13 protein-coding genes and 2 pseudogenes are annotated in these 16,566 nt (G+C 70.7%); 12 read left to right on the forward strand and 3 right to left on the reverse strand.

Annotated features, from left to right (window positions below; translation table 11 throughout):
- Positions 1-58 precede the first annotated feature (58 nt).
- Positions 59-973 (reverse strand): serine hydrolase, encoded by a 915-nt coding sequence (locus AB0761_RS34925; protein WP_377273273.1) that lies wholly within the window; start codon positions 971-973, stop codon positions 59-61.
- The gene (locus tag AB0761_RS34930) at positions 970-1,833 is read right to left on the reverse strand and encodes a LysR family transcriptional regulator (RefSeq protein ID WP_377273274.1); all 864 of its coding nucleotides are present in this window, start codon (positions 1,831-1,833) and stop codon (positions 970-972) included. The genes AB0761_RS34925 and AB0761_RS34930 overlap by 4 nt, the downstream gene beginning before the upstream one ends.
- 179 nt (positions 1,834-2,012) lie before the next feature.
- Between AB0761_RS34930 and bla the strand changes: the two genes are divergently transcribed.
- The 4 genes from bla to AB0761_RS34950 all read left to right on the forward strand — a co-directional run bounded on the left by bla (position 2,013) and on the right by AB0761_RS34950 (position 6,038).
- Positions 2,013-2,978, forward strand: coding sequence for a class A beta-lactamase (gene bla / locus AB0761_RS34935; RefSeq protein ID WP_377273275.1), 966 nt, complete (start codon positions 2,013-2,015; stop codon positions 2,976-2,978).
- Positions 2,979-3,034: 56 nt separating this feature from the next.
- On the forward strand, positions 3,035-4,036 hold the full coding sequence (locus AB0761_RS34940) for a phosphotransferase (protein WP_377273276.1): 1,002 nt from the start codon (positions 3,035-3,037) through the stop codon (positions 4,034-4,036).
- Entirely contained in the window at positions 3,990-4,646 is a 657-nt protein-coding gene (locus AB0761_RS34945; RefSeq protein WP_377274486.1) for a lanthionine synthetase LanC family protein, read from the forward strand. The genes AB0761_RS34940 and AB0761_RS34945 overlap by 47 nt, the downstream gene beginning before the upstream one ends.
- A 222-nt stretch (positions 4,647-4,868) precedes the next feature.
- The gene (locus tag AB0761_RS34950; RefSeq protein ID WP_377273277.1) at positions 4,869-6,038 is read left to right on the forward strand and encodes an NUDIX domain-containing protein; all 1,170 of its coding nucleotides are present in this window, start codon (positions 4,869-4,871) and stop codon (positions 6,036-6,038) included.
- Positions 6,039-6,262: 224 nt separating this feature from the next.
- Here AB0761_RS34950 and AB0761_RS34955 read toward each other — a convergent pair.
- Positions 6,263-6,361, reverse strand: a pseudogene (locus AB0761_RS34955) (transglutaminase domain-containing protein); the annotation flags it as partial.
- Between the two features lie 64 nt (positions 6,362-6,425).
- On the opposite strand from AB0761_RS34955, the gene AB0761_RS34960 reads away from it, so the two are divergent.
- The 8 genes and pseudogenes from AB0761_RS34960 (at position 6,426) to AB0761_RS34995 (ending at position 16,419) form a co-directional block, all read left to right on the forward strand.
- Positions 6,426-6,908, forward strand: coding sequence for a hypothetical protein (locus AB0761_RS34960; RefSeq protein WP_377273278.1), 483 nt, complete (start codon positions 6,426-6,428; stop codon positions 6,906-6,908).
- Between the two features lie 547 nt (positions 6,909-7,455).
- Positions 7,456-10,110: an ATP-binding protein gene (locus AB0761_RS34965; RefSeq protein WP_377273279.1), complete on the forward strand. Its 2,655-nt coding sequence runs from the start codon at positions 7,456-7,458 to the stop codon at positions 10,108-10,110.
- 711 nt (positions 10,111-10,821) lie between these two features.
- Positions 10,822-11,340 (forward strand): hypothetical protein, encoded by a 519-nt coding sequence (locus AB0761_RS34970; RefSeq protein WP_377273280.1) that lies wholly within the window; start codon positions 10,822-10,824, stop codon positions 11,338-11,340.
- Positions 11,341-11,422: 82 nt separating this feature from the next.
- Positions 11,423-12,265 carry a DUF4097 domain-containing protein gene (locus tag AB0761_RS34975; RefSeq protein ID WP_377273281.1) on the forward strand — a complete coding sequence of 281 codons (843 nt, stop codon included), beginning with the start codon at positions 11,423-11,425 and terminating at the stop codon, positions 12,263-12,265.
- A 58-nt stretch (positions 12,266-12,323) separates the two neighbouring features.
- Positions 12,324-13,340, forward strand: coding sequence for an ATP-binding cassette domain-containing protein (locus tag AB0761_RS34980; protein WP_377273282.1), 1,017 nt, complete (start codon positions 12,324-12,326; stop codon positions 13,338-13,340).
- Complete coding sequence (locus AB0761_RS34985; protein ID WP_377273283.1) at positions 13,337-14,128, forward strand: ABC transporter permease; 792 nt, start codon at positions 13,337-13,339, stop codon at positions 14,126-14,128. The genes AB0761_RS34980 and AB0761_RS34985 overlap by 4 nt, the downstream gene beginning before the upstream one ends.
- A gap of 480 nt (positions 14,129-14,608) precedes the next feature.
- Positions 14,609-15,625 (forward strand): annotated as a pseudogene (locus AB0761_RS34990) (zinc-dependent alcohol dehydrogenase family protein).
- Positions 15,626-15,987: 362 nt separating this feature from the next.
- Positions 15,988-16,419, forward strand: coding sequence for a hypothetical protein (locus AB0761_RS34995; RefSeq protein ID WP_377273284.1), 432 nt, complete (start codon positions 15,988-15,990; stop codon positions 16,417-16,419).
- The last annotated feature ends 147 nt before the right edge of the window (positions 16,420-16,566 follow it).

Consider the following 16,566-nt stretch of genomic DNA (forward strand, 5'->3'; position numbering starts at 1 on the left):
CCGCCTTGGAGGAATACCGGGCCACCATGGTCGCACCAGAACGGCGCACGCATCGAGGTCATGCGCGGTGGATCCCGGACAACTCCTCGACGGCGGCACGTGCCGCCATGCCGATGACAGCGTCGGCACGCGGCAGCCTGCGATCGGCTCGGGCGGCGTGAGTGAACACGACGGCTGTGTAGGTGTTGCCGTCGGCGAATTCGACGACGCCCGCCTCGTGCCGCATCGCGCCGAACGTCCCGGTCTTTCCCGACACGGTCACATCGTCCTGGGGGAATCCGGAGGCGAGCCGGTGTCCCCACACCTGTCGGCCCATGACCTCGCGCATGAAGGCGCAACTCTCGGCGGAGGCCGCCTGGTTGGTCCAGATCGCATGAAGCAGGCGGGCCATGTCCGCAGGGGTGCTGGATGCCTTCGACACGGGGTTGTAGACACCGGCGGGGATGGCGGTGTCGTTGTCCCACAGACGCGCCTCCGCATCGTCCAGCGACCGCGCTCCCGTCTCCTTCACCAACTGCGCCAGCGTGCGTGCCGCGCCTCCCAGTATGTGTGTGTCGGGCATGCCGAGATCGCGGCAGAGTTCGTCGACCGCGGGGGTGCCGACATGGCGCAGCACCGTGTCGCCCGCCGTGTTGTCGGAGATGGTCATCATGAGGACGACGAGGTCGCGCAGCGAGACGGAGACGGGGTCCCGCAGAAGCGAGATGCCGGTGGGGCCGGGGACGTGGTCCGCGGGTCGTAGGGTCACGCGCCGGCGGGGGTCGATCGCCCCGGCGTCCGCGAGTCGGCAGAACGCGGCCATCAGGGGCACCTTGTAGAGGGATCCCGCCGGCGCGGGTTCGTCCGCGTCGATCGTCACCCGCGCCGATGGCCGGTGCAGGTCCGCCACATGGAGCCAGCCGCGGACACCGGCATCGGCGAACATGGCGCGGACGGTCCGCTCAATCCCCGTTCCCGGGCGCACCGCGCTCATGCCACGCCCTCCCGGGTGAGGGTGTCCGTCAGCAGCCGGGCGGTGTCCTCGGTCTCACGCGCGCCCGGTCGCTGCCCGTCCCACACCACCCTCAGGCGTAGGGGCAGCGCCGGGTCGGTCGCCTCGCGCCGTTCCACGCCCGCTCCGGTCAGGGTGCGGTCGGCGGTGACCAGGACGGCCTGGCCCGCCGCCACCAGTGCCAGCCCGGCGCGCTCGTCGGGTACCACGACGGTCTCCACCCGCCGTCCGCGGCTGGCCAGGGTGTCGATGAACAGGTCATATGCAGCGGGCGCCTCCGATCGCGGACGCACAGCGACGGGCAGGCGCCGGGACGCCGCTCGGGAGTCGCCCGCCGGGGAGAGGATCCAGGTCGGGAAGAGCACGATCTGTCCGGCTGACAGGCCGTCCAGTACGGTCGGGTGCACGGTTACCGCCAGGTCGAGCCGGCCCCCCGCGATCTGGGAGAGCAGCGTCGCGGTCGGGGCCGTCTCCACGCCGATGCGGGACTCGACACCAGCCCGGGCCGGCGTGGCCGCCAGGTCGGCCACCAGCCACCTGGGCACCTCCGGGGCCAGGCCGAGCCTGATCCGGCGGTGGCCGGCCTGCTCACGTGCGCCGGCTGCCCGCAGTTCCGTGAGAGAGGCCAGCGCCGCACGGGCGTGCGGGAGCAACAGTGCGCCTTCTTCTGTGAGGGTGACCTCCGGGGTGCGGTCGAACAACCGCACCCCGAGCAGCGCCTCCAGTCGGCGCAGGCCCTGCGACAGAGGTGGCTGGGTGATGCCCACACGCTGCGCGGCTGCCCCGAAATGCTCCTCCTCCGCCAGCGCGACAAAGATTTCCAGGTGCCTTTCCGTGAGCAACCGGGCCTCCCGAACTGGAGCGATATCGAATGTGAATCATGTGTCGAGTCTGAGCATATTCGACATGGCCCGGATGATCATTATTCACTCGTCGGGGTCCGCGGACCGGGAGGCCCGGACCTGACCGTCGCACCGCACCGGGTCGGACTCGTCCCGTACGAGAAAGCAGGTACCACCGAATGTCCTTCAAGCACCTCGGACCGTCCCGCCGCGTGCTGCTGGCAGGCGCTGCCCTCATGCCGCTGGCAGCCTGTGGTACGGATGTTCGCCCAGCTGCCAGTGCCGGGTCGTCCCCCAAGCCGACCACGAGCCGGGGCCCGGATCCGGAGCCGACCACGAGCCGGGGCCCGGATCCGGCCTCGATCAGTCCGGGCTTCGCGGCGCTTGAACGCAGTCACCGTGCTCGTCTGGGCGTGTACGCACTCGCCACCGGTACCGGCTCGACCGTGGCCTACCGCGCGGACGAGCGATTCGCGTTCTGCTCCACCTTCAAGGCGCTCGCCGTTGCGGCGGTGCTGCACCGGTACCCGCTCAGCCACCTGGACAAGCGCGTCACCTACACCCGGGCCGATGTCGACTCCATCTCGCCGATCACCAAGGACCACATCTCGACCGGAATGACCATCAGGCAACTGTGCGATGCCGCCATCCGCTACAGCGACGGCACGGCAGGCAACCTGCTGGTGCGCGACCTGGGTGGGACGTCGCAATTCAATGGCTTCCTGCGCGGACTCGGAGACAATGTCACCCGTATGGACGACTACGAGCCGGAGCTGAACAGGCACCCCCAACAGGACCCACGTGACACCTCCACCCCTCGGGCCCTCGCCGGCGACTACCGAGCGCTTCTGCTCGGTGACGTGCTGGCAGTCGACAGCCGTGCCCTGGTCACGGACTGGCTCGAACGCATTGCGACAAGCGCCGGCGCCTCACGTATCCGGGCCGGACTGCCCAGGGGATGGAAGGTCGCGCACAAGACCGGGACCGGCGACTACGGTCGTGCCAACGATGTCGCCGTCGTCTGGCCACCCCACACCGCTCCGCTCGTACTGTCCATCATGTCCGACCGCGCCGGATACGACACCCCGCCCGTGGACGCACTGATCGCCGAAGCCACGACGCAGATCGTCTCCGAACTGACCTGAGCGCTGCAACGCGAACTCATACAACTCCTCACAGAAATGCGGAGGTAACGTCCCCGATGCGCCGATCGACCGAGATCGAAGACATGCCAGGGCTCCTGCAGGACGCACTGGGCAAGGGACACCGTCCTGTGGAAGTGGTCCGGCTGCGAGGGGGGACCAGAAAGGGCGTCTACCGTGTTCTCGTCGACGGCTCGCGTGCGGCGAGCGTGATCGTCTACAGCTGGTCGGACGCCGAGAACTTCTGGCCGGCCGGGCGGGAGCACGCCTCGACGGACCCTTTCGCACCCGCATCCGGACTGTCCCTCTTCCTGACCGCACAGCGGACGCTGAGCAGCCTCGGAGTGCGCGCTCCCGAGGTGCTCCTGGTCGACGACACCCAACGCCGCCATCCCGCGGATGTCGCCGTCGTCGAGGACATCGACGGAGGCACGCTCGAAGCGCTCCTCGAAACCGATCCGACGCGCGCGGCGGCCGTCGTGAACGAGCTGGCTGGCATGCTCGATGTGATGCACCATCACCATTCCGGCCGGCACGGTGGAGTGGACGTGCTCCGCCGAGGTGGTACAGCAAGTGGAGGCTCATGCGAGCAACGGGTGTTCGACGGCGCCCTGCGTGATGTGAAGGAGGCGGCCCGGCGCGACGAAAGGATCGAACGGGCCGCCGACGCCCTGACCGACCGCTTGCACGAGCTGGCAGGCCGGGTGACCCCCCGCACCGAGTACGGGCTCATCCATGGAGAACTCGGGCCCGACCATGTGCTGATCGACGCCGACGGACATCCGGTCCTGATCGACATCGAAGGCCTGAAGTACTTCGACATCGAATGGGAGCACGTCTTCCTGCAGATCCGCTTCGGCGAGCATTACACCGCCTTCTCCCGCCGTGGCCTCGACCAGCAGCGGCTCGACCTCTACAGGCTCGCGATGCGGCTGTCGCTGGTCACCGGCCCCTTGCGCCTTCTCGACGGGGATTTCCCCCACCGGGAGGGCATGCAGTGGATCGCCGAACACAATCTCAAGGAGGCGCTGGCCCTCCTCGGCAGGGACGTCGGCCGGTGAGTCCGGCACTGCATCAGGCGGCTTCGGCCCGAGGCCGGACCGTCCGCGCGAGTGGGGTGGACTCGGCGGGCCGGATCGTAAGGGATGTGCTGACCCCGACCCGCAGGACCAGCCCAAGCGCAACGAGCGCTACAGCTACGGCTGGTGCAACGGTCCGGCAGGCGACGCACAGACCTTCCGGCTGCTGCACGCGGTACTCGGCGACCCCGCGTGGTCGGCTCTCGCCGACCGCTGCTGGCGCACCGTCACCCGTTCAGGCCTCCCGGAGCGCCTCCGGCCCGGCTTCTGGGACAACAGCGGGCGATGCTGCGGCACGACCGGAGTGCTGGCGTTCGCCTGCGACCGTCAGGTCGAGCACGGCGGCGGTCTCGACTTCGCCCGGGTCCTCGTTGCGGACCTCGGCGCCCGCGCAACGGTCGGTGCGACCGGTGCCCGCTGGTCGAACGTCGAGCACCGGGCCGCACCGAGCATCCTCGAACCCGCCACCGGCTGGGCGATGGGGAACGCCGGCATCATCCGCGAGCTGCTCCGCTTCATCCGCACCGCCACGGGCCGCGCCCCCTCCGATGCGGTCACCTGGCCGGACCATCCTCCGGCGGGCCCCTGCTAGGCCGCCTGCGAAAGTGCGGGTCGGAGCGGTTCGTTGGCGCGACCAGGGTCGTGGGCTCGTCGCGGAAGGACGGTGTCCAGCAGTGTGCGGCCGCTGCCCGATGCCGAGGCTGTCCATGGCGGCAAGTCTGCCGGACACCACTGACACCCGGCAGCGCTCGGCCGATGCCTTGCGACTCACACGCACCATCCGCGCCACCTCACTCCTGGAGGGACATTCGCCGTGGACGCCGAACAGATCAACCAGGACGCCTGGACCGCCTACGGGGCCCACCACCTGGCACGGGGCACCGCCGCACCTGACGTGGACCGCCTCAGCTGGGGGTTCGGGCCGAACGGCCCCGGCGCTGAGGTCCTCGGCGAACTCCGCGGCCGACGCGTCCTCGACCTCGGCTCGGGCCTGGCCCGGCACGCCGCCCACCTGGTCCGGGCGTACGGCGCCGTCGTCGACGCCGTCGAGGCCTCCCCGACCCAGCACGAACGCGCCACCCGCCGCCACGGCGGCGAACCGGGGCTGAACCTGGTCCTGGCCGACGCCGTCGACCACCTGGCGCAGGCGGACCCGTACGACGTCATCTACTCCGTCCACGGCTTCGCCTACAACGACCCGCGGCGCCTGCTGCCCGCAGTCGCCGCCGCGCTGCGGCCCGAGGGCCGGCTGGTCTTCTCCGTCCTGCACACCGACTCCCTCGGCCACGGGCCCTCGGACCTGGCCGCCCCTCGCCCCGAGTCCCTTCGCCTGGTCGGCGGGGGTGAACTCACCGTGCAGATGTGGGTGCCCACTCCGGAACGGTGGGAGGCCCTGCTGGAGGAGTACGGCCTGGTGGTCGAACGGGTCGAGGTGCTCGGTGCGGCGGAGGCCGGTGACCCGGTCTCCTGCCGCCTGTTCCAAGCGCGCCGGAGCACCCGGGCGACCAGCAGGCACCGCGCCGGTCCCGCCCCCCGGCCGCATGCCGCGCTCGGAGTCTGTGCGATCCTCCACGGCCCGCGCGGCCTGTTGCTCGGCCGCCACACCCGGCGTGTCTGGGAACTCCCCGGCGGCACGGTGGAGGCCGGTGAACCGCTCACCCGCACCGTGATCCGCGAACTGCGGGAGGAGACGGGCTGCACGGCACGCGAGGAGGACGTGCGGCTGCTCGGCATGCTCGTGGACGAGGTCGGGGGTGTCGTACGCGCCACCGTCCCTGCCGTCGTCACCGCCTGGCAGGGGGAGCCCTCCGACCAGCCCGGGGAGTCCGTCGGCGACTGGCGCTGGTGGCCGCTCGACCGGTTGCCGAACGGCCTGTTCACCCCCAGCGCGCAGGCCCTCACCGCTTGGCGGCCCGAGCTGCCGATCGACCATCTGCCCCCGTACCACTACCCGCTGGCTGACCCGAGCGGCAGTCGGCGGTGAGGAGGGCCGAGGTCCGGGGCGCACCTGGAAGGTCATGACGGCGCCTCGGGGTGACCCGATGGCGGTGGCGGCGGACGAGGCGCGGCTGCCGGCACCGCAGCCGTTAAGGACGGCCTTGCCGTTCGTGCAACGGTGAGCCCAGAGCCAAGGTCCGCACTCCGCGGGGGAGTTGGTGCCGGGGTGGCGGTGACACAGGGTTGGTCATGCTCGGGATGCGCGGAGCCTCACCGGGCGCCCGCCGAGCGGCGCCCCAGGACGGGTTCGGCGACCGGCCTCGCGGTTGGGCACAGGGTCTGGCCGTGTTCGGCGAAGAGCTCCGCACGTTGCGACTCCGGGTCGGCCTGGCGACTGCCGCCCGGAACACCAGGGCAACGCCATCCCAACGTCATGGAGTCGCCCACCGCGTTCGCTGAGGATGTGGTGCAGCAGCGGGGCGAGATCGGGGACCAGAGGGGGACCCGTCGCCTGCACACACCAAAGGGGACTGCTGTGATAAAGAAGCTGGCCATGGCCGCCGGAGCGCTCGGACTGCTCGTCGTGCCACTGGCGGGGGCAACCCCTGCGTCCGCGACCACCTCCTCGTGGGTCCGTACGTCGGCGACCATCGGCAACTGCACCGTCGACCAGGTGATCCTGGAGGGCTACGGCAACAGCTCGCACGAGTACCAGACGGCTCAGCTGGAGGTGAACAACGCCGGTTGCTGGGTGGAGATGACCCAGTACATCAACGGCAACCAGGGCGCCTCCACCGGCTGGTGGACCCCCTACACGCCCAACCCGTACTACGACGGCCCGGGCTACCAGGACAAGGTCTGCGTGCACAGCGACTACTACAGCGTGGGCCAGCAGGCTTGTACGTCGCTGTACTGACACCGTAGAGATCACGTATCACTGACCACACCGCAGGGGCACCCGTCGAGGGTGCCCCTGCGGTGTTTTCCGTCGCCGACCGTGGAGTTCCGGTGGCGCGTACGGCGGAGTCGGTGCACAGGATTCGACGATCGGGCCGGGGACCTGGGCAAGCCCCGCGGCCTGGTGCGCGGTCACATCCGTCTGCAGCCCGGCCTCGACCGAGCACCCGGGCGGGACGAGGCCGCCCTGGCGCTTGCGGGTGATGCCGGCACACTTCCCGCCATGAGGAGCCGCCGACCCCCAGCCGGGACGAAGCAGCCGGGGCATGCCGTGACTCACCGTCAGTCAAGCCTCCGGCGCCGGGCCTCAGTGAAGCGGGCCCGCTCGAGGTCGTACACCAACGGAAATCCGCAGCAAGCCGACGGGGTCCAGTCACCGAACCGGACGTTCTACGCGGTGCCGCCAGATGGTAGGTTGCACGGCGGTTGAGCGGGATATGCCTGTGGATGTACGCGGGCCTCCCGGTCTGTGCCGCTTCGGCGGCTGACTGTGTCCAGGGGAGAACGTGGCTGGCAGCGCCTTCGGTGAGCTCCTGCGCGACTGTCGGCTGCTGGCCGGCTGGACACAGGACGAACTCGCCGACCGTTCCGGGGTGTCCGCGCATTCGATCAGTGTGCTGGAGGCGGGGCGGCGTCGGCCACGGCTGTCCTCGGTGGCCCGGCTCGCCGACGCCCTGGACCTCGATCCGTTCCGCCGTGAACAGTTGATCTCCGCTGCCCGCACAGCCCAGGCCCCGGCGCGCAGTGCCGCTCCGCCGAAGGCGGAGGAGGGGCCACGGACGAGCTCACTCTGCCAACTTCCCTATGACACCCGACTGTTCACCGGGCGCGCACGGGAACTCGACCAGCTCCTGGCACTGGCCCGGTCAGCGCCTGCCGGAAGTGCAGCGGGCATGGTGGTGATCTCGGCGATCGACGGGATGGGCGGCGTCGGCAAATCCGCGCTGGCGGTCCGGGCCGCGCACCGGGCCCGCGCCCACTTCCCCGACGGCCAGCTCTTTGTGGACCTCCACGGCCACACGGCGGGCACCGCTCCGCTCACCGCCAACGAGGCGCTGGACTGGCTTCTGCGCTCACTGGGCGTCCCACCTCACCAGATACCCAACGATCTGAGCACACGCGCCACCCTGTACCGGGAACGACTGGCCGACACCCGTACCCTGATCGTCCTCGACAACGCCGCGAGCGCCGCCCAGGTGCGCCCCCTGCTGCCCGGTACGCCCGGCTGTCTGGTTCTGATCACCAGTCGCAAGCGCCTCACCAGCCTGGACGACGCCCACACCCTCACCGTGGACGTGCTCCCCGTGGCCGACGCCGTCGCCCTGCTCCATGAAGGTGCCGGTGCCGGCCGTGTCCCGGCCGGCCACCCGGCGGCCGCCGAACTGGTGGGCCTGTGCGGCAATCTGCCCCTCGCCATCCGGATCGCCGCGGCCAGGCTGCGGCACAGCCGCAGCCTGCGCATCGAGAGCCTCGTCGAGCAGCTGCGTGACCAGCACCAGCGCCTGGACCACCTCGCGGACGAGGACCGCAGCCCGGCCGCCGTCTTCGGCACCTCCTTCGCAGCCCTGACCGGGCCGGAGCAGGACCTCTTCCGCCTGCTGGGCCGCTTCCCCGGCCAGGACTTCGACGCCTACGCCGCCGGCAACCTGCTGGGCACCGACCACCTCACAGCCGAACGGCTCCTGGAGTCACTGCTCGACCACAACCTGCTCGTCCAGCGTGACCCGGGCCGGTACCGTTTCCATGACCTCATCGGCCTCTATGCCAGGACCATGGCCGAGCACCAGGATGTCGAGGCCGAGCACGACCTGCCGCTGCAGAGGCTGGCCGACTACTACCAGCACACCGCGGCGCAGGCCAACCAGCACCTGGCCCGCCGCAACCGCCCCGGCCGGCCCGCGGCCCCGGAGGCGCCCGCAGCCGTACCCGTGCTCGCCGACCGTGCGGACGCCCTCGCCTGGATGCGGACCGAGCACCAGAACATCCTCGCCTTCGTCGGGCACCCCGCGGCGGCAGCCCGCGCATCGCTCACCATCGCCCTCTCCATGGACCTCGCCGCCTTCCTCCTGCTGGACGGCCGCTGGGCGCAGGCGGCCTCACTGCACCAGTCGGCGGCAACCGCCGCAGCGCAGGACGGCGACCGCCTCGGCGAGGCGGACGCCCTGTGCGACCTCGGCCGGGCGCGGCATGCGACCGGCGACTACGGGGCCGCCTCCCACCTGTACGAACAGGCCCTGCTGATCCACCAGGAACTGGGCGATCGCCACGGCCAGGCCAACGACCTGCATGAGCTGGGGCGCATCCGATTGCTGACCGGTGAGACCCAGGAGGCCGGATACCTGCACGAACGGGCCCTGGAGATCTTCCGGGCCCTCGGCGACCACCTCGGCGAAGCCCGCACCCTGTGCGACCTCGGCCGGACCCGGCACTCCTCCGGCGACTCCTCCGCAGCCGTCGACCTGACCAGGCAGGTGCTGGCCATCTACCGGACCCTCGGCGACCGTCGCGGCGAGGCAGCCGCCCTGCACGACCTGGCCTACATCCTCGACGAGATGGGGGACCGGACCAGCGCGGGAGAACTGTACGGCCAGGCCATGACGATCTACCGGGATCTCGGCAGCGCCCAGGGACTCGCCAACGTCCTTCGCGGCCTGGGCCGGGTGCGCCACGCCCTCGGCGACCACCAGGGGTCAGCCGATCTCCACCAGCAGTCCCTGGACGCCTGCCGCGAGGTCGGCAGCCGCCAAGGAGAGGCCGACTCCCTGCGCGGGCTGGGCCGAGCCCATCAGGCGCTCGGCGACCACCGAGCCGCCGCGGACCTGTACCAGCAGGCGTTGACGATCTACCGCGACCTCGGCAGCCGCCCCGGTGAAACCATCGCGCTCCTCGAACTCGGCACCCTGACCTCCTCGACCGACGGCCCTCGGGCAGCACTCCCGCTGTACCAGCAGGCCCTCCAGCTCGCACGCGGTGCCCGCAACCCGCTGGACGAGGCCAAGGCTCTGGACGGCGCCGCCCGCTGCGCTCTCGCCCTCGGCGATCACGAGGAGGCCCTGACCGGCTTGCGGCAGGCCGTGGCCCTGTACCGGCGTCTGGGATCCCCGGCGACCGCCGATGCGGCGAGCCGCCTGGCCACCCTCGAGGGCGCCGCCGGCAACTGACCGCCCCCGACGTGGGCCGCCTGGGGCTTGTCCTCAACGCGACGGTGCTCCGGTATACCCGCCACCTGGATGCCGCCGTCGGCCGCGAGGATGTGGCTCGCTTGTCCCCGTTGTAAGGCTCGGCGCACCCAGCTTCAGGGACGCCGTGTTCGCCGCCGGGAGGCGCGGGTCGAGGTGGACGCCCGCGGCGAAGCAGGACGTACGACCTCGGTGTGCGCCGAGTGGTGGCCGTCGTGGCGGTACCGGAGACTCTGCCGTGCTGACCTCCTGTGGAGTCCGAGTCGGAGGCCGTGTCAGACGTCGGCCGTGTCGGGGTGGCATCGCGGAGGGTCGGGGTGGGCGCGGCAGGGTCGGCGCGTGTGATCACGACCCCACGCCGGCTGGCTGGCAGGGGCAGACTCGATCGTGCCGCTCGGCCGGTCGTTGCCCAGCGGCCCAGCGGTGGGCGGCGATGTGAGGGAAGGGTGCTCGCTTGCGCCATCACCTGGCACCGTATGGCGCCGCATGGCGCCACGAGGTGCCACGAGGTGCCATGCGGCGCCATGCGGTGCCATTGCGTGCCCTCGGGGACGCGCGGGAAGGCGTGGCGCCACCGTGGCCCAGGCTGCCTGATTTACGTCTTTGCAGGTCAGGCGCGTTTCTCTTGCACCCGTCGCATGCAGGGGCGGTCTGGCGCTTGCGATGGCGCCATAGTGGTGCCATGATGGCGTCATGGACCTCACCCCGTATGTCGACAACCTCCGCCGCGAACTTGCGGTGGCCGCCGAAGCCGGCGGGGAGGATGCCCGCGAGCTGGCCGAGCGGCTCACCGCGCCTCTGGAGTCGGCGACTCGGCTGACCATGCTCAATGTGCTCTCCGCGGCGATGGATGAGATCACCCGTGAGCTGGCCCCCGGCTCGGTCGACGTACGGCTGCGCGGACTGGACCCCGACTTCGTGGTGGCGCTGCCGCCCACCGGCGGCGGCGCCCCGGCGGAGCCGGCCGCGCCCGTCGAACCGTTCAGGCCCGCAGTCCCGGCCGACAGTGACGAGGGCGGCACCGCGCGCGTCAATCTGCGTCTGCCGGCCCACCTCAAGATGCGCGCCGAGGAGGCCGCGAGCCGCGAGGGTCTGTCGGTCAACGCGTGGCTGGTGCGGGCCGTGTCGTCCGCGGTCGACAGCGGTGCGCGGCCGCGTGCGACGGAGAAGGCCCGCACCGTCGGACAGAGCTTCACGGGCTGGGTGCGCTGACCGCGCCTGCGCCCGCGCCACTTCACCCACATCACGTCCCACCAGCGGGGACGACCCAAGGACTCAAGAGGACGGGACAGCCATGCCTTCTTTCGACACTCCCGAACCGATTTCGGCCACCACCCACGTGTACGCGGGTTCCATCCGGTTCATCGCGGGCGACCGTCTCGACACGGTCGTCGAGGTGCAGCCCCGCAACCCGAAGCGGGACAAGGACGTACGGGCCGCCGAGCAGACCGAGGTCGCGTACGCGAGCGGCGTACTGACCGTCCGGACGCCCAAGCGCCCTCTCGTGGGGCCCACCGGCTCCGTCGACGTGACGGTCGAACTGCCCACGGGCTCGCGCGTCGACGTCGTCGGTTCCTGGACCGAGGTGCTCGGCGAGGGCCGGCTCGGCGAGGTCCGAGTGCAGAACTCCTCCGGCGATGTCCGCCTCGACACGACCGGCCCGCTGCAGCTGAAGGCGTCGCACGGCTCGATCATGGTGGACCGGGTCGAGGGGGCGGCCGAGATCACCACCAGCTCCGGCAGTCTGCGCGTCGGACTCGTCGACGGTCCCGCCGTCCTGAAGAACTCGCACGGCGTCACGATCGTCGGCGCCGCGATCGGCGACCTGCGGGTGAGCGGCGCCAACGGAGACATCGACATCGCGCGCGCCGAAAGCTCGGTCACCGCCACCACCGCCCACGGCGCCCTGCGTGTCGCCGAAGTAGCCTCCGGCACCGTCCAGTTGGAGACCTCCTACGGCGCCATCGAGGTCGGCATCCGCGAGGCCACGGCCGCCTGGCTCGACGTCAGCTCCGAGCGCGGGCAGGTGCGGAACACGCTCACCGCGTCCGAGGCCCCGGAAGGGGCCGAGGGCACCGTCAAGGTCCGCGCCCGCACCCGCTGGGGCAACATCGACGTGCGCCGCGCCCGGTCCTGAACACCGGCACCGCCAACTCGCCCACTCAGTCACTTCACCCTTCGAACGGGAGGGCTCCATGCCTTCGTCTGTCATGCCCACGCCCAGGCAGGGTGGCGGTCCGCAGTCGCCCGCCGCTGTCTCCGCCATCGGTCTGCGCAAGTCGTACGGCGACAAGACCGTGCTCGACGGCATCGATCTGTGCATTCCGGCCGGGTCCGTGTTCGCGCTGCTCGGCCCCAATGGCGCCGGCAAGACCACCGCTGTGAAGATCCTGTCCACGCTCATCTCCGCCGACGGCGGCCAGGCCCAGGTCGCGGGTCACAACGTCGCCACCTCCCCGGACGGGGTGCGGGCCGCGATCGGCGTCACCGGGCAGTTCTCCGCCGTCGACGGCCTGATCACCGGCGAGGAGAACATGCTCCTCATGGCGGACCTGCACCACCTCCCCAAGTCCGAGGGGCGGCGCGTAGCCGCCGAACTCCTTGAGCGCTTCGACCTGGTGGAGGCCGCGGCAAAGCCCGTCTCCACCTACTCCGGCGGCATGAAGCGCCGCCTCGACATCGCCATGACGCTGGTCGGCGACCCGCGGATCATCTTCCTCGACGAGCCGACCACCGGCCTCGACCCGCGCAGCCGTCACACCATGTGGCAGATCATCCGCGAGCTGGTCTCCGGCGGCGTCACCGTCTTCCTCACCACTCAGTACCTGGACGAGGCCGACGAACTCGCCGACCGCATCGCAGTGCTCCACGACGGCAGGATCGCCGCCGAAGGCACCGCCGAGGAACTGAAGCGGCTCATCCCCGGCGGACACGTCCAACTCCGCTTCACCGACCCCGCCGCCTACCAGGCCGCAGCCGCCGCCCTGCGCGACGCCGCCCACAACGACGAAGCCCTCGCGCTCCAGATCCCCAGCGACGGCAGCCAGCGCGAGCTGCGCTCCATCCTCGACCGGCTGGACTCCGCAGGCATCGAGGCCGACGAGCTGACCGTGCACACCCCCGACCTCGACGACGTGTTCTTCGCCCTCACCGGCTCCACCGTGCCCACCCAGCCGAACCAGCCGAACCAGCCCAAGGAGGCCGTCCGATGAGCTCCCTCTCCCTCGCCGTCCGCGACTCGTCCACCATGCTGCGCCGCAACCTCCTGCACGCCCGGCGCTACCCGTCCCTCACCCTGAACCTGCTGCTCACGCCGATCGTCCTGCTGCTGTTGTTCGTCTATGTCTTCGGCGACGTGATGAGCGCAGGCATCGGGGGAGGGGGCGCTGACCGCTCGGAGTACGTCGCCTATCTCGTCCCGGGCCTGTTGCTGATGACCATCGGCAGCACTCTGGTCGGCACAGCCGTCTCCGTCTCCAACGACATGACCGAGGGCATCATCGCCCGGTTCCGCACGATGGCGATCCACCGCGGTTCCGTGCTCATCGGACATGTCATCGGCAGCGTGCTGCAGGCAATCATGAGCGTGGTCCTCGTCGGCGCCGTCGCCGTGGCCATCGGCTTCCGGTCCACCGATGCCGGCCTCCTGGAGTGGCTGGCAGCATTCGGACTGCTGGTGCTCTTCGCCCTGGCGTTCACCTGGATCGCCGTCGGGATGGGCATGATCAGCCCCAGCGCCGAGGCGGCCAGCAACAACGCGCTGCCGCTGGTCTTCCTGCCACTGATCTCCAGTGCCTTCGTCCCGGTCCATGCGATGCCGGGCTGGTTCCAGCCGATCGCCGAGTACCAGCCGTTCACCCCCGCCATCGAGACGCTTCGCGGCCTGCTGCTCGGCACCGGGATCGGCAACAACGGGTGGCTGGCCGTGGTCTGGTGCGTGGGACTGTCCGTGCTCGGCTACGTCTGGTCCAAGTCGCAGTTCAGCCGCGACCCGAAGTAGAGGCCGGCAGCTCGTCCCGCTCCAGGGCGGCGTACTCCGACACGGCGTCGGCGTATGCCGCCCCGTCGGCGTTCTCCAGCGCCTGCCGGGTCCGTACCGACGACTCCGAGAAGGGCGAAGCGGGCGAGGTTCGCCCGGTTGGGGGGCATGGACGCCGACGTAGCAGGCGCGGGCGACCCGGCGGGCGGTCCGGCCCGTTCCGGGGTGATCTCTGCGCGCCCGGAGGTGAGGAACGACCTGCCCGCCAGGGAGGGATGTACGAGGAGTACACCTCTTGCCGGCAACTCGCTGAGCGCGCGGAAAACCGGTTACCTGGAGAGCGTGGCACCTCTGGCCCCGGCGCAAGGGCGCCGCACGACGGGTGTGCCCGTCCGGGGCGCACGCCACGGACAGCGGCGTCGTTCCCATGGTCGCCCCGTATGCCACGACTCACGGGCGCTGTGCCGGCGGCCGGCCCCCGAGCACGGAAGGACGTCCCTCATGCGCGGAGCAGTGATCCACGCCCCCGGCGATGTGCGCTTCGAGACCCTCGACGACCCGGAGATCCTCGAGCCGGGAGACGCGGTCATCCGCACGGCCGCGACCTGTGTGTGCGGCTCTGACCTGTGGTCCTACCGCGGTCTGGATGCGATCGACGAGGCACACCCGATAGGGCACGAATACATCGGCTTCGTGGAGCAGGTCGGCAGCGCGGTCACCTCCGTCAAGCCCGGCCAGTTCGTCGTCGGCTCGTTCGCGACCTCGGACAACACCTGCCCGAACTGCCGCAACGGCTTCCAGTCCAACTGCGTCGAGCGCGAGTTCCTGAGTACCTGCCAGGCCGACCGCATACGCATCCCCAATGCCCAGGGCACCCTGGTCGGCGCCGACACGGTGCCGGGCGAGGAGTTCTGGCCCAGTCTGCTGGCCGTCTGCGACGTCATGGGCACCGGCTGGTGGGCCGCCGACGCCGCGGAGGTCAAGCCCGGCTCCATCGCCGTGGTGGTCGGCGACGGTGCGGTGGGCCTGTACGCGGTGATCGCCGCAAAGGAGATGGGCGCGGAGCGGATCAACGCGATGAGCCGCCACGAGGCCCGGCAGAGGCTTGCCCGGGAGTTCGGTGCCACCGACATCGTCACCGAGCGTGGTGACGAGGGCATCGCGCGGATCAAGGAGCTCACCGGTGGGATCGGCGCCGACGCGGTGCTGGAATGTGTCGGTACCGCCCAGTCCATGCAGTAGGCGCTGTCCTCGGCACGGCCGGGCGGCAGCGTCGGCTTCGTCGGTGTCCCCCACGGTGTGCAGATCGACGGCCAGCAGATGTTCTCCTCCCACGTCGGCCTGCGCGGCGGCCCCGCTCCCGTCCGGCGCTACCTGCCCGATCTGATCGACCGCGTCCTGGCGGGCCGGATCAACCCGGGCAAGGTCTTCGACCTCACCCTGCCGCTGGAAGAGGTGGCCGAGGGCTACAAGGCCATGGATGAGCGCCGCGCCATCAAGACACTCCTCAAGCCCTGACCCCACGCTGCACGTGCAGTCCGGAGCCGCCGGCTGCTCCACCGCGTACTGGTCCTGCGGCGACGCCGCATCAAGGCGGTCGGTACGGCGCAGAGCGAACCTGCGCGGGTAACCCCGATGGCGCAGCAAGCCGCCGCTGCCCGGGACTCGCCACGCGCAGGCAGGGGACTTGAACACCCGGCTTGAGCCCGCAGCGTCGCCACCTCGTGCCGGGAACTCATTGCTGCCGCGGCTGTCACCTGGACAGCGCGCTGCGGTCGCGATGTACGGGCAGCCGGGCGAGGCTGGGACGGTCAGGGCGACCCGGTCGGCCGCGCGGTGGTGTGCGGCGGTGCCTGCTCTGCCCGGAGAGGGGAGTGCTCATGTCCGCGCCACCCGGCGGGATGCGCCAGCGTCCGGCATCGACCGACACCGGCTGGGTGACAGGCCCTTACCTTTTTGGTGGCCTGGCGCTGGAGCTGAGCGGCACGCTGAGCATTCTCATGGGCGCCGCCGGAATCGCCCGGAGCAACATCTTCGCCTCGTCCCAGTATGCCTACCAGTTCGATCTGACGGCTTGGGGCTGGATCCATGTGGTGATCGGGATCGCACTCATCGCTGCGGGTGTGGGCGTCCTGGCCGGCAGGAGCTGGGGCAGAGGGGCCGGTATCGCGCTGGGTGCGGTGAGCCTGGTCACCCAGTTCATGTTTGTTCCGTACTACCCGCTGTGGGCGATCACCCTGATGATGCTCGATCTCGTTGCCGTCTGGACCCTGAGCAGATTCAGCGCCTCAACTTCGTCCGGCATTCGTTGACCTGCTGCCGCCAGCCGTTCATAGCCGAAGCCGAAGCCGAAGCCGAAGCCGAACTCGCCGATGCCGAGCCGGTGTCGAGCCATCCCGCGCCCCGATGCCCAGCTGCTGCGACGCTGCCCTGTGGCCGTGGGGGAAGGACGCGGCGCG

Origin of the sequence: Peterkaempfera podocarpi, from assembly GCF_042466665.1 — a bacterium.
In the GTDB taxonomy this organism is placed as follows: Bacteria; Actinomycetota; Actinomycetes; order Streptomycetales; family Streptomycetaceae; genus Peterkaempfera; species Peterkaempfera podocarpi.

Coding starts and splice junctions, on each gene's coding strand:
- AB0761_RS34925 (WP_377273273.1), bottom strand. CDS start 973: ATGAGCGCGGTGCGCCCGGGAACGGGGATTGAGCGGACCGTCCGCGCC.
- AB0761_RS34985 (WP_377273283.1), top strand. CDS start 13,337: ATGAGCTCCCTCTCCCTCGCCGTCCGCGACTCGTCCACCATGCTGCGC.
- bla (WP_377273275.1), top strand. CDS start 2,013: ATGTCCTTCAAGCACCTCGGACCGTCCCGCCGCGTGCTGCTGGCAGGC.
- AB0761_RS34970 (WP_377273280.1), top strand. CDS start 10,822: ATGGACCTCACCCCGTATGTCGACAACCTCCGCCGCGAACTTGCGGTG.
- AB0761_RS34980 (WP_377273282.1), top strand. CDS start 12,324: ATGCCTTCGTCTGTCATGCCCACGCCCAGGCAGGGTGGCGGTCCGCAG.
- AB0761_RS34975 (WP_377273281.1), top strand. CDS start 11,423: ATGCCTTCTTTCGACACTCCCGAACCGATTTCGGCCACCACCCACGTG.
- AB0761_RS34960 (WP_377273278.1), top strand. CDS start 6,426: ATGGAGTCGCCCACCGCGTTCGCTGAGGATGTGGTGCAGCAGCGGGGC.
- AB0761_RS34995 (WP_377273284.1), top strand. CDS start 15,988: ATGTCCGCGCCACCCGGCGGGATGCGCCAGCGTCCGGCATCGACCGAC.
- AB0761_RS34940 (WP_377273276.1), top strand. CDS start 3,035: ATGCGCCGATCGACCGAGATCGAAGACATGCCAGGGCTCCTGCAGGAC.